Below are 12781 nucleotides of genomic sequence, written 5' to 3'. Positions count from 1 at the left end.
GGTTTATCCCCAATGGCAGAAGTTAGTAATAGTAATTTGTTACAGACGGCAGGCATCCCCAGTATGGAGGGTGCCTGTGTTGTTATCGTGCGTACCGAATGGAACGACGCCATCGTAGGTGAGCTGGAAAAGGGTTGCCGGGCCGAATTCGGGAAGGCCGGCATCAAGTACTGCGTCGTAACCGTGCCTGGTGCGTTCGAAATACCGTTTGGCGTCCGGTCCTACTGGGACGTCCACAAATACAAGGACGACAGACCGCAGGCCTTTGTGGCGCTGGGTTGTGTTCTGCGCGGCGATACGCCCCATTTCGACTATGTCTGCAGGGCCGTTACGGACGGAGTGCTGCAGCTGAATATGACGTTGCCGGTGCCTACTATCTTTGGCGTGCTGACGGTGGATAATCAGCAGCAGGCCGACGAGCGCATCGGCGGCAGGCACGGCCACAAGGGTGCCGAAGCTGCCCTCACCGCGATAAAGATGATCGCCCTCCAAAAGTCTCTCCGGAATAACAATCCCGGGATAATCAACTGATAAGCGTAAGTGTAATGACGGTCCAGCTTTTCATACCTTGTTTTGTCGACCAGCTATATCCGCAGACAGCTTTTAATATGGTAAAGGTGCTGGAAAAAGCCGGCGTGGAAGTGGCGTATAATGCCGAGCAGACCTGCTGCGGGCAGCCGGCTTTCAACGCGGGATTCAGGGACGAAGCCAGAGATGTCTGCACGAAATTTCTGAAGGATTTCTCCGGTCACGACTATGTGGTGGCGCCAAGCGCCAGCTGCGTTGGATTTGTTCGCAACTATTATTCCACGCTATTCGACAACTCCTCCTTGCACAATGAAGTGAGGGATCTTCAAAAGCGAACCTTCGAGTTCTCTTCCTTTCTGGTGAACGTGCTCGGCGTCGAGGACCTTGGGGCGACGCTGCATGGGAAGGCGACCTATCATGACTCCTGTGCGGGGCTAAGGGAATGCCGTATAAAAGAAGAGCCGAGGAAGCTGTTGTCGAGGGTGAAGGGGCTCGAGTTGCTGGAGATGAACGACGTGGAGACTTGCTGCGGTTTCGGCGGAAGCTTTGCGGTCAAGTTCGAGTCCATCTCGATCGCGATGGCCGACCAGAAAGTGAACAATGCCCTTGCGACGGGGGCCGACTATATTATCTCCACTGATCTGTCCTGTCTGATGCACCTGGATGGCTATATCCGGCATAAGGGGGCATTCTATCCGCACGATGCATATTGCGGATGTTCTGGCTAATAGTTAGATGAAATTTTTGGGGGAACGATCAACAACTTTTGAAGGGCCTGTGAACCGCGTGGATCCAGCGGGTGTGAACCAAATGGTTTGATGTGAACCGTCGGGTCCCTGCGGTGTCCCTGCAGGTGTGAACCGCGTGGTTCGCAGGTCAGGGTATAGGGGTGCATGGTATGAGGGTACAAGAGTATGGCTGTGGTTCACAGGTCAGGGTATAGAGGTGCATGGTATGAGGGTACAAAAGTGTGGGTATGGAGGCAGGAGGGTACAAGAGCATGGGGGAGACAAGGCTATGGGCAAAAAAATAAGACCACCCATATAACCTTGGTTATCGGATGGTCTTGACCCTTAAAACAACCTGTCGCAAGCGTTAAATAGGGTAAAAACCAGGCCTCAGGATTACATACGAAAGTTGGTGCCGTTTGGATTTAAAAAGGCCGAAATTTTTTCAAAATTCGGCCTTTTGGATGGTTTGCGATGATTGTCAAATAGTTGTGTAGGGTATCACGTGCCATATTGCGTGAATGAACCTGATTTACTTTGGCATAACCACGTGGTCGATGACGTGGATGACCCCGTTGCTCTGGTAGACGTCTCTGATGGTGACTTCCGCCATGCCTCCTTTCTCGTCTTTCAGGACAATATGTTTCCCTTTCATCATGACCCAGAGTTTGCCGCCGGAGACCGTGGTCAGTTCGGCCGTTCCGTTGCCTTCCTTTATGAGGCGTGCAAGTTCTTTGGAGTCGAGACGGCCGGACACAACGTGATAGGTGAGGATGCCGGTCAGTGTCGCTTTATTCTCCGGTTTTACGAGTGTTTCTACCGTGCCTTTGGGCAGCATGCCGAAGGCTTCGTCGGTCGGGGCGAAGACAGTAAAGGGGCCCGCGCTTTCCAGCGTTTCCACCAGGCCGGCGGCTTTTACGGCGGTTACCAGCGTTTTATGATCCTTCGAATTGATCGCGTTCTCAACGATGTTTTTGGAAGGATACATGGGTGCGCCGCCCACTTCGACGGTCTTTTCCTGAGCGAAAGAAGTGTTGATGAACAAGGCGGCAATGAGTAATAGAGAGATCGATTTCATAACGAAATTTTTTTGATTTTAATAGTTGATGCGCTTGTTACATGTAACCAACATGAAGACATACGGGGAATGTTTTGGGCGCGGATTGCGGGGGATCAATTTTTTTAGAAATAGAAATTGTACTTTCGGTGCAGCATTAGTGCATTTAACTGGTAAATAGTTTATTATATGGCTTATTGGCTCGTCAAATCAGAACCCTCGGTATACGAGCTGGGAGCAATTCGAAAAGGACAAAGAGACCGTCTGGAGCGGTGTCCGTAACTACGCGGCGCGACTTCACCTCCGCGGGATGAAGAAAGGAGATCAGGTATTGTATTATCATAGCAATGAAGGACTGGAGATCGTCGGCATCGCCAGGGTGATCAAAGAGGCCTATCAGGATCCTACCACCGACGACGACAAATGGGTGGCCGTCGACCTGAAACCGTTTCGGCGGTTAAAGCATCCCGTTAGTATGGAGCAGATAAAGGAAGATCCGCGGCTGCAGGAAATGGCGCTGGTGCGGATCAGCAGGCTGTCGGTGCAGCCCGTTTCGGACGAGGAGTGGAAGGTCGTGATGGGGATGGCCGGGGAGAAGTAGCGGTAACCATTTAACGTTTTATTGGGAATCTTTTTGTTAGTCCCGGGAATCAATTCGAGTTCCGGGACATTTTCGTTTACAGGATTATGTAAAATTCGTCATCCTGCATCTTGTAGTCATCCACTCTTAAAATATTATCTATGCGACTTAAGGTATTGACAGTGCCTGCAGCATTGCTGCTGCTCTTTTGTATTGCCTGTAACGACCGGGCTCCACTGGCGGGAAAGAATAAGGCCGTCGCGGAGAGCGACAGAAAAGAAATTGCCTCGGGCGGCCGGAAAGAAATAGCGGACGGTGGGAGTGTGGCGTCTTCCCTTGCGAGCACCGATGCGGTAGCTTACAAGGACGAGGCTCCGGCGCCGCCGCAGCAGCAGGTGCAGGGCCACGGAAAGAAGACCGTCTCACAGTCCGCCAGTCCGGACTGGGACAAGAAGATCATCAAAACGGCCGACCTGAATCTGGAGGTAAAGAATTTCCGGGATTTTGCCGGCAGGCTCCGCCAGACCGTACAGCGGGTAGGCGGGTATATGGCGCAGGAGCAGCAAACGCAGTCGCCCTCCGTCATAGAGAATACCGTTACGATCAGGGTGCCGGTAGGCAAGTTCGATGATCTTTTGTCGCAGCTGCCCTCCGACAGCGACAAATTGGTGGACCGAAAGATAAGCTCGGAAGACGTGACGGGCGAGGTGGTGGATACGCGGTCCCGGCTGGATACCAAAAGGGCGGCCCGAGAGCGCTACCTCGCGCTGCTCAAACAGGCAAAGACGATGGCGGATGTGTTGGCGATCCAGGACGTCATCGATAATATCCAGGAAGAAATGGACGCAGCGGCCGGAAGGATCGCGTATCTCGGTCATTCCGCGGCCTTCAGCGTGGTCAACCTGAAGTTCTACCAGGTGTTGGGCGATTCGGGTAAGGAGGACGCCAATCCTTCGCTGTGGCATAAGATAAGGGAGTCCATCAGCCAGGGATGGGATGGGCTGGGGTCCGCGCTGGTCGGACTTCTCAGCATCTGGCCACTGCTTTTGCTGGGGGGACTGGTCTGGATGGGCGTACGCAAACAGACGAAGAGGACGGCCGCTGCAAGGAAGGTGTTGCCGGTCATCGGGGGCATCGTACTGGTGGTGCAGCTGTCTGCCTGCCACGAAAGGATCGGGAAATCGCCGGTCGTTGTTAATGACGTTGTGCTGGAAGATGTGGATCAGGACGGTGCCAGGGCCGTTGCTCCGGAACCGCCAGTGCAGACGCAGAAATTTGCCTCTCCCCGGGTAGTTCGTGACAGTGAAGTAAAGACGGAGGAAAAGTCCCCTGTGGAATATAACAGAGAGGGATATGCGCATATTGAAGAGAACCGTTTCAGGACGGCGAAGCAGGCACCCCTGTCGACCTTTTCCATCGATGTGGACGCGGCGTCTTACAGCAATGTCCGGCGGTTCATTCAGCAGGGGGCGATGCCTCCCGCCGGTGCGGTGCGTATCGAGGAGATGATCAACTATTTCGACTATCAGTATCCGCAGCCTGCCGGCGACGAACCGTTCGCCGTCAACACCGAACTCTCTTCCTGCCCATGGAGCCCCGAACATAAGCTCGTGCTCATCGGCCTGCAGGGGAAGACTCCGCAGACGGAGCAGCTGCCGGCGGCCAATCTGGTCTTTCTGATCGACGTTTCCGGCTCGATGGACGAGCCCGACAAGCTGCCGCTGGTGAAGACCTCTTTGAAGATGCTGACTGACCAGCTGCGGGAGAACGACCGGGTAGCGATCGTCGTATATGCGGGGAATGCAGGACTGGTATTGCCTTCCACGCCTGGCAGCGAGCGCCGGAAGATCAGGGAAGCGATCGACAACCTCGAGGCTGGTGGTTCTACGGCGGGTGGAGCGGGGATCGCGCTTGCCTATTCGATCGCCGAAAAGAATTTTATCAAGGGCGGCAACAACAGGATCGTACTCGCTACCGACGGAGATTTTAACGTCGGACCCAGCAGCGACGACGAATTGGTCAGGATGATCGAACAGCAGCGGCAGACGGGCGTTTTCCTGAGCATACTCGGATTTGGAATGGGCAACTACCAGGACGACAAGATGCAGCAGCTGGCCGACAAGGGCAATGGCAACCATTACTATATCGACAACAGCAACGAGGCGCGCAAGGTGCTGGTCAAGGAATTTGGCGGTACGCTGTTCACGATCGCGAAAGACGTAAAGATCCAGGTGGAGTTCAATCCCGCCAGGGTTCAGGCCTACCGGCTTATCGGGTATGAGAACCGTGCTTTGGCGAACGAAGATTTTAATAACGACAAGAAGGATGCGGGCGAACTGGGGGCGGGGCATCGCGTAACGGCCTTGTATGAGATCATACCTGCCGGCATGAAGGACGAGTTCACGACGTCTGTAGACCCGCTGAAATACCAGCGTGCACCGGGGGCGGGGGCCTCCGGGGAATGGATGACCATAAAATTAAGATATAAGCGGCCGGACGGCGAGATCAGCAGGCTGCTCACTACCGTGGTCAGCGGCGAAGCGATCGCGTCTGAGGAGACTTCGGCCAATTTCCGGATGGCTTCCGCGGTGGCGGAGTTCGGTCTGTTGCTGCGCGACTCAGACTTCAAACAGGGCGCGAGCTGGCGGCAGGTTGTTTCGCTCGCGCGGGGCGCAAAGGGACCGGACGAGGATGGCTATCGCAGTGAGTTCATCCGGCTGGCGGAAACGGCGGGGACGCTGGCGGCGGTCAAACGATAGGCGGGTATCCAGGATGGATGGTGTGCTGTTCTTTGGGACGATGAGGTAATAAAACTCCCCGCAGACTTGTGGGGAGTTTTGCCTATTTTGCAAGAATGAAAACGACGAATGAAAAGAAGAGACTGGTGGTATTGACGGGCGCCGGTATCAGCGCCGAAAGCGGGTTGAAGACCTTCCGGGATTCCGACGGTCTGTGGGAAGGATATCAGGTAACAGAAGTGGCCACTCCCCGCGCCTGGGCGAAAGACCCGGCGCTGGTGCTGGAGTTTTACAATATGCGGCGCCGTGACGTCGCAAAGGCAGAACCGAATGCGGCCCACCTGGGGCTTGCGGAACTGGAGAAAGATTTCGATGTTCATATCATCACCCAGAATATCGACGACCTGCACGAGCGGGCGGGCAGCACCAGTGTCATGCACCTGCACGGGGAGATCTTCAAGATGCGGAGCGAGAAAAACCCCTCGCTGGTCTATCCGATCCGGGAGGATATGGTCCTGGGGCAAACGGCCAGGGGACGGCGGAAGGCTGCGGCCGGCTATCGTCTGGTTCGAAGAGCCCGTGCCCATGATCGAAAAGGCCGTCCCCCTGGTACACTCGGCCGATGTCTTTGTGGTGGTGGGGACCTCGCTGGTGGTCTATCCCGCCGCCGGGCTCGTGGATTTTGCCAGTGCAGGAGATACCGAAGTTCATCGTCGACAAAAGGATCCCCGAGACTTCCCATGTACCGAACCTGACCGCCATCGAGCAGCCGGCATCTGCAGGTGTAAGGCAGCTGCAGGAAATGCTGGCTGGATTGCTTTAATTTATGCTTTGACGATGATGAACTGCTGGATCGTGTATTGAGTAAAGCTGGCGCGGAACAAACGAAACCTGGAACGATTTCAATACTAACCCCTAAATACGCTGATCTATGCAACCCAGTGTTACAAGTTCTACTTTTGCCTATCTGCAAATCGTGCTATTGCTCCTATTTCTGGTTCCGGCCATTCTCTTTCTTTTAACGCAGCAAAACACGCTCAAATTGATCCAGCCATTGAACAGGACGATGCGCCCTGGACAGATCTGGCTGCAGCTGATCCCTGTTTTCAACCTGTACTACCAATTCGTCGTTGTAGCCGGGATATCGGATTCGTTGCAGCGGGAGTTCAACTCTTATTTCAATGATTCGGACAGCATATTGCCGGACGCAACCGTCACCGAAGCGACGGGTGGGAAACGTCCCACGTATTCGGCAGGGCTTGCCTATTGCTGGCTTTTTGTAGGTAGCACCGTGCTCAATTGGTTTGGGACTTCTGTTTCGATAGTGGCGGGTCTGGCGGCGCTTGCGGCGATGGTCTGCTGGATAGTTTATTGGGTACAGCTGGCGGGTTATAAGAAAAAGCTCAAGACTATGGCGCCTGCCTAGATTTATCGTTTTCCTAACAAGAATATCCCCATTTTTGCAGCCAAATGGGTCAATTCAGAAAACTGTTTCTTTTATTGGGTGTGGTATTGGTTGGGTCAGGCGTCGGTGCGCAGGATGTTTCGCAGCCTGGTGCAGCAGCTCGAGGACTATTGTAAACGGTCGGAACCTACGGGTTATAGCCCCCGGCTGGGGGTGCTTACGCTGACGCCCAAAAGCAATCTCCACTATCTCTTCCCGTTGTATCATGCCTTTAAGGACGAGGAGAAGTTCAAACAGATCTATTCCGAGAAGGGTTACTATGATGAATTGAGCCAGTATTTTGCCTTTGCGGGAGACTACCGCAGCGCCCTGCTGTACCTGGTGAAGAGCTATGACAGCGTAGACGACGCCACGCGAAAGAGGGTCTACCGGACCGCCGAAGGACTGAAGGATATCGAGCACGTGAACGCGCGGCACTATATCAACTATGCGGCGAAGGACAGAAGGGTGGTCATGATCAACGAGGCGTTCGCCAAGCCGCTGCACAGGGCTTTTACTTTGTCCCTGCTGGCCGACTTTTATCGTCAGGGTTTTCGCTACCTGGCCATGGAGATGCTGAATAATTTTTCCAATCACAGCCTGGCGAAGGAGAGCATGCGTACCGGCTATTATGCGTCCGAGCCCGTGGCGGGAGAACTGATACGGTCTGCGCTGGAAATGGGGTTTACGCTGGTGTCCTATGAGGATACGGCGGCGGCGGTGCATACGGCGAATCAGCGGGACTCCGTGCAGGCGGCGAATATCTATGAGGTAATGCGCAGAGACACGGCCGCAAGGATCCTGGTGCACGCGTCCTATGCGCATATCAGCAAGAAAAAGAGCGCCGACGGGCATATCCCTATGGCCCTGGCCTTTTGGAAACTTTCGGGTATCGAACCGCTGACCATCGACCAGACGGATATGACGGAAGAAAGCAATTTCGGCTATGGCCGCGTCATCTATCAGGCCTACACGCAGAAATATACGCTGAAGGAGCCATCCATCGCCGTTATCAATAACAACCCGGTAAATGTTACAGACAAGGATCTCTACGACCTGTGCGTGATCCATCCGCCCACCGTGTTCCAGGACGGAAGGCCTACCTGGCTCAGTCTCGGAGGAAGACGGCTCCCCACTTATATAAAACCATCCACGCCGTCCGTATTCCTGGTTCAGGCCTACTATCAGAATGAGATCGACAACAACGACAATACTCCCTGGCAGCTGGTACCCGCCGACCAGACCTATATCCCGGGGAGCAGGAAGAGTTATCTGCTCTACCTGAAGAAGGGCAAATACAAGATCTTTTTCAGGGATATCAATTATCATATCCTGAGCGCGCTTCCGGTAGAAGTTAATTAGGTGTGAAGCCCGAGTGGGGTATTCACCGGATGAGGCCGCGGCCCGGGCTTTATTCCGTCGTGTGCGTGAACCGGACATCCAGCTGTTCGAGTTCATCCAGGACCGGATCATAGATCTCCGGAAGTATGGGAATATGCAGGCCCGTGAGGTTGATATTTCCCTCGAGTATCAGCCTGGCGGCTATACCCAGCGGAAGTCCCACGGTGCGGGCCATCGCCGTATGGCTGCTGTCTTCGCCTTTCACGATCAGCGTGCTTTTTTCTGTATACAATTTTCCCTCCTTTTTGTAGGTGATCTCGTGCTGCATGACGATCATGTCCCTGTCCTGGGGAGACATCGCCAGACGGGTTTCCAGCAGGAATTGCAGAACGTCGGCGGAACTGCGCGCCGTGGAAGGGACGGGAGTGTTGTCGAAAAGTCCGAGGAACTCGAACAGAGGCCGGTTGGAGTCGTCGGTCCATGGCAGGATTGGGGCCGACCAGGCGGCATAGGTGGGTGTGCCGGTCAGCGGCTGGCGGTCATCGGTGAGGCCTGCGCTGACGATCGCTGCCCAGGCCTGACAGAAGATAGGATAACGAAGCGTCGTTCGGATAAAGGTGGATGCTTCCTGCAGCCCGTAAATGGGAATATAGGAAAGCGAATCCCGGTTGGGATACCAGGCGAGCGGCCCTGTCGATGGCAGACTGATCTCGCCGGTAGACGCAAAAAGACGCTCATAGGGTACGGTAACGATCCCGCCGTTCTCCAGGTATTGTGCGCCCGCCGAACCTGCCAGTACGACGTTGCGGGGATTCCAGCTGATCTTGTAGTGCCAGGGGTTGTTGTCGCTCTCCGGCGCGATCAGACCGCCGGTATGTGAGTGAAAGGACTGGATCTGTCCGCCTTTCGACTTTATGTCCGATATCATCTGCATCGCGCTCATGTGGTCGATCCCCGGGTCGAGGCCCATCTCGCAGAGAAATAGCAGTCCGCTGTCGCCGATCTGTCTCTCAAGGGCGCGGAGGGCAGGATCGACGTAGGAGGCAGTAAGGAGGTGCTTTCCGGCGGCAAGACAGGACAGGGCTATCTGGTTGTGGAGGGCGGGTGGCAGCAGCGAGATGACGATGTCCGCCTGCTGTATGAGCGCTGTTCTGGCTTCTTCGTTCTCCACCCGGAGCCCGACGGCGCGGGTGTGCGGGGCATTCTTCAGCTTCGATTCCGCGAGGGCGGGGCTGCTTTCGGCCACGACCAGCTGCCATTGACGGGAGGCTGCGAGGTCGACAAGATAGCGGATGAGGCTGGTTGCGGATTTGCCGGCGCCGAAGAGGAGAATTTGCTTCATAATGGTCTAAGATACCATCTTTTGTTAAGCGACTGCTAATCACCCCTGCCTTATTAAACTTTTTTGGTATAATTGTTTCATACTATCTACTAAGAAACACGTCCTATGGCTACACCTGTCCTGTCCGGTCTCCGACGTTATAAAGGCAAATGGCAGCAGCCTCAGGTGGCGCATCTGCTGAGGCGCACCCTATTCGGAGCAAAGGCTGAAGACGTCGTCTATTTTTCCGGGCGGTCGCTGAAGAAGACCATCAGGGAGCTGATCGAAAAGGAATATCCCCTGCCGCCTCCACCCATCAACGCCTATAACGACGACAAGTATACCGACAGCGAGATCGCTGCCGGCGCCGACTGGACCGTATCGGTGAAATACGACGGCATGAACAACTACCGGCGGAAGAACTCTTTCAAGTCCTGGTGGTTCGGACTGATGGTGGGACAGGAGAGGAGCATCCGGGAGAAGATGGTACTTTTCTGGCACAATCATTTCGTAACGGAAACCAATACCGTAGACAACGCCTTTTTCTGTTACCGCTACAACGTCCTGCTGCGGCAGCATGCGCTGGGTAATTTCAAGGATCTGGTAAAGGCGATGACCGTCGAACCGGCCATGCTGCGTTATCTTAACGGCTATGCCAATACGAAGAAGGCGCCGGATGAGAACTACGGACGCGAGCTGCAGGAGCTGTTTACGGTCGGCAAGGGGCCAGATTCCCGCTATACCGAAACGGATGTAAAGGCGGCCGCGCGCGTGCTAACGGGTTATACGCTGAACTACAAGACCTATACTGCGTCGTTCGATGCCAAACGCCACGACGAGGGTGACAAGCAGTTCTCGGCATTTTACGGGAACCAGGTCATAAAGGGAATGAAAGGGGCGGGTGCGACGGCCGAGGTGGACCAGTTGATCGATATGATCTTTGCCCGGGAAGAGGTATCCAAATTCATTTGCCGGAAACTATACCGATTCTTCGTCTATCACGCCATCGACGAGGAGACCGAAAAAAATGTCATCGTCCCTCTTGCTGAACTGTTCCGGAAGAAGGACTATGCCATCACTCCGGTGCTGGAGGCGCTGTTGTCGAGCCGCCATTTTTTCGATCAGGCCAATTACGGCGCCATGATCAAGAGCCCGGTGGACCTCACCGTTGGTCTGTGCCGCGAGTTCGGCGTCGTATTGCCGGGTGCTGAAGAATACATGGATCAATACGGTTTTTGGGAGCAGCTTCGCAATCAGGCAGCCGGGCTACAGCAGAACATCGGCGATCCGCCGAATGTGGCGGGGTGGCAGGCTTATTATCAGGAGCCTGAATATGACAAACTGTGGATCAGCTCGGACACGCTGCCCCGGCGCAATCAGTTGACAGACCGGATGGTCAGCTATGGATTTGGGCGCAACGGAAAAAAGGTCGGCATCGACGTCGTTGCTTTTGCGCAAAAGCTGGCGCATCCCGAAGACCCCGACGGGCTGATCGGCGAGGCCGTCAGCGCCCTTTACAGTGTTCAGCTGCCGGCCGAGGACCTGCAGCTGATAAAGACGAGTATCCTCCTGTCCGGATTGACGGGGATGGCCTCGGATCACTACTGGACGAATGCGTGGGCAAATCTGCGGCAGAAGCCCGACGACAAGGCCAACCGCAGTCTGGTGACGAATAAGCTGAAGGCCCTGTTCAAGTATCTGATGGATAAACCTGAGTATCAATTAATGTGAGCTTCCATGAAGAGAAGAACTTTTTCAAGAACACCCTGCCTGTCGTCCTTCCGGCGCTGATCAATGGCTTTTCGCTCCGGGCCTGGGCCCATTCTCCTTTGTTGCGCGCGGCCCCGGGTGGACAGGGAGAGGACCGGGTGTTGGTGCTGATACAGCTGAGTGGTGGCAACGACGGACTGAATACGGTGATACCGCTGGAATTTTATTCCGCCTATCAGAAGGCGAGGCCGAATATTGCGATCCCCGAGGAAAAGATACTACGGCTTGCCGGGTATGACCAGACGGGGTTGAATCCCGCGATGCCCGAGCTGCAACAGCTGTTTGGAGACGGGAAGCTGGCCATACTGCAGGGAGTAAGTTATCCGCAGCCCAATTTCTCTCATTTCCGTGCGACGGATATCTGGCTGACGGGCGCGGATGCGGGTCAGATACTGCCAACGGGGTGGGCCGGACGCTATCTGAATGAGGTCTATCCCCGATGGCCGCAGGACTATCCCAGTCCGTCGATGCCCGATCCGCTGGCCATCCAGATAGGAGGTATCGTATCGCCGGCGCTGCAGGGCCCGACCCTTACGATGGGGATGGCGATCAGCAACCCCAATAGTTTTTACAGTCTCCTGAATGACCGGCAGGCCGGGGGGAGGATACGAGGGCGGGGGACCAACTGGCTTATATCCGGGAGGTGTCGGTGAAGACGGACCAGTATGCGGGGGTGATCAAAAAGGCGGCGCAGAAGGTCACCAAACAGTCGGACCTGTATCCCGCGGCGGGTAAGAATCCGCTCGCCGACCAGTTGAAGATCGTGGCCCGGCTTGTGGCCGGCGGGCTGAAGACGAGGTTCTATCTGGTGAGTATGGGGGGCTTCGATACGCACGCCAGGCAGGTGGAGGCAAGCGATACTACGACGGGGACGCACGCCAAACTATTGGCGAAATTGTCGGAAGCGGTTCACGCTTTCCAGGACGATCTGCAGTCGCTGAGAGTGGACGACAGGGTGGTGGGAATGACCTTTTCCGAGTTTGGCCGGCGGATCCAGTCGAATGCCAGCGGAGGAACGGATCATGGCGCGGCAGCGCCGGTCTTTGTTTTTGGAAGCTCCGTTCAGGGAGGGATAGTCGGTACGAATCCCGGCTGGCCCGACAAGTTGACCGTCAACGACAATATCGCGATGCAGTATGATTTCAGGGCCGTTTATGGCAGCCTGCTGGAGAAATGGTTTTTGACGGACGCGTCGGAAACTGAAGCGGTCTTGTTAAAAGATTATCCGGTACTGCCCCTGGTGCGGGGTTGACCGGGGGAGAGCGGGCGGATCG

The 12781-nt window shown here is 55.2% G+C and carries 11 protein-coding genes and 1 pseudogene; 10 read left to right on the top strand and 2 right to left on the bottom strand.

Annotation, left to right across the window (positions count from 1 at the left end):
• Positions 1–12 precede the first annotated feature (12 nt).
• Positions 13–531, top strand: a complete 519-nt coding sequence (gene ribH / locus ACQ86N_RS19940) for a 6,7-dimethyl-8-ribityllumazine synthase (RefSeq protein ID WP_431216652.1) — start codon at positions 13–15, stop codon at positions 529–531.
• Between the two features lie 14 nt (positions 532–545).
• On the top strand, positions 546–1256 hold the full coding sequence (locus ACQ86N_RS19935) for a (Fe-S)-binding protein (RefSeq protein WP_431216651.1): 711 nt from the start codon (positions 546–548) through the stop codon (positions 1254–1256).
• Between the two features lie 532 nt (positions 1257–1788).
• On the opposite strand, the gene ACQ86N_RS19930 is transcribed toward ACQ86N_RS19935, so the two are convergent.
• Positions 1789–2334: a fasciclin domain-containing protein gene (locus ACQ86N_RS19930; RefSeq protein ID WP_431216650.1), complete on the bottom strand. Its 546-nt coding sequence runs from the start codon at positions 2332–2334 to the stop codon at positions 1789–1791.
• A gap of 163 nt (positions 2335–2497) precedes the next feature.
• Between ACQ86N_RS19930 and ACQ86N_RS19925 the strand changes: the two genes are divergently transcribed.
• From ACQ86N_RS19925 to ACQ86N_RS19905, 5 genes and pseudogenes are all read left to right on the top strand, one after another.
• Positions 2498–2914 (top strand): EVE domain-containing protein, encoded by a 417-nt coding sequence (locus tag ACQ86N_RS19925; protein ID WP_431217504.1) that lies wholly within the window; start codon positions 2498–2500, stop codon positions 2912–2914.
• 140 nt (positions 2915–3054) lie between these two features.
• Positions 3055–5652: a YfbK domain-containing protein gene (locus tag ACQ86N_RS19920; protein WP_431216649.1), complete on the top strand. Its 2598-nt coding sequence runs from the start codon at positions 3055–3057 to the stop codon at positions 5650–5652.
• Between the two features lie 95 nt (positions 5653–5747).
• Positions 5748–6495 (top strand): annotated as a pseudogene (locus ACQ86N_RS19915) (Sir2 family NAD-dependent protein deacetylase).
• 112 nt (positions 6496–6607) lie between these two features.
• Positions 6608–7057 (top strand): hypothetical protein, encoded by a 450-nt coding sequence (locus ACQ86N_RS19910; protein ID WP_431216648.1) that lies wholly within the window; start codon positions 6608–6610, stop codon positions 7055–7057.
• A 78-nt stretch (positions 7058–7135) separates the two neighbouring features.
• A complete protein-coding gene (locus ACQ86N_RS19905; protein ID WP_431216647.1) occupies positions 7136–8437 on the top strand; it encodes a hypothetical protein in 1302 nt (433 codons plus the stop codon).
• Positions 8438–8486: 49 nt separating this feature from the next.
• Here the strand turns inward: ACQ86N_RS19905 and ACQ86N_RS19900 are convergent, their stop codons facing one another.
• On the bottom strand, positions 8487–9758 hold the full coding sequence (locus ACQ86N_RS19900; protein ID WP_431216646.1) for a saccharopine dehydrogenase C-terminal domain-containing protein: 1272 nt from the start codon (positions 9756–9758) through the stop codon (positions 8487–8489).
• 105 nt (positions 9759–9863) lie between these two features.
• Between ACQ86N_RS19900 and ACQ86N_RS19895 the strand changes: the two genes are divergently transcribed.
• Genes ACQ86N_RS19895 through ACQ86N_RS19885 form a run of 3 tightly spaced genes read left to right on the top strand, consistent with a single transcriptional unit; the run spans position 9864 to position 12759 of the window.
• Positions 9864–11468 (top strand): DUF1800 domain-containing protein, encoded by a 1605-nt coding sequence (locus ACQ86N_RS19895; protein ID WP_431216645.1) that lies wholly within the window; start codon positions 9864–9866, stop codon positions 11466–11468.
• A complete protein-coding gene (locus ACQ86N_RS19890) occupies positions 11465–12160 on the top strand; it encodes a DUF1501 domain-containing protein (RefSeq protein WP_431216644.1) in 696 nt (231 codons plus the stop codon). The genes ACQ86N_RS19895 and ACQ86N_RS19890 overlap by 4 nt, the downstream gene beginning before the upstream one ends.
• The gene (locus tag ACQ86N_RS19885) at positions 12151–12759 is read left to right on the top strand and encodes a DUF1501 domain-containing protein (protein ID WP_431216643.1); all 609 of its coding nucleotides are present in this window, start codon (positions 12151–12153) and stop codon (positions 12757–12759) included. The genes ACQ86N_RS19890 and ACQ86N_RS19885 overlap by 10 nt, the downstream gene beginning before the upstream one ends.
• Positions 12760–12781: the final 22 nt, after the last annotated feature.

The sequence above is a fragment of the Puia sp. P3 genome, assembly GCF_050632245.1.
GTDB lineage: Bacteria > Bacteroidota > Bacteroidia > Chitinophagales > Chitinophagaceae > Puia.
The sequence above is the reverse complement of the archived record's forward strand: the minus strand, read 5'-3'. Positions and strand labels throughout refer to the sequence as shown.

Excerpts from the sequence above, each read along its gene's own strand:
- ACQ86N_RS19935 (WP_431216651.1), top strand. The coding sequence starts at position 546 with ATGACGGTCCAGCTTTTCATACCTTGTTTTGTCGACCAGCTATATCCG.
- ACQ86N_RS19920 (WP_431216649.1), top strand. The coding sequence starts at position 3,055 with ATGCGACTTAAGGTATTGACAGTGCCTGCAGCATTGCTGCTGCTCTTT.
- ACQ86N_RS19895 (WP_431216645.1), top strand. The coding sequence starts at position 9,864 with ATGGCTACACCTGTCCTGTCCGGTCTCCGACGTTATAAAGGCAAATGG.
- ribH (WP_431216652.1), top strand. The coding sequence starts at position 13 with ATGGCAGAAGTTAGTAATAGTAATTTGTTACAGACGGCAGGCATCCCC.
- ACQ86N_RS19930 (WP_431216650.1), bottom strand. The coding sequence starts at position 2,334 with ATGAAATCGATCTCTCTATTACTCATTGCCGCCTTGTTCATCAACACT.
- ACQ86N_RS19900 (WP_431216646.1), bottom strand. The coding sequence starts at position 9,758 with ATGAAGCAAATTCTCCTCTTCGGCGCCGGCAAATCCGCAACCAGCCTC.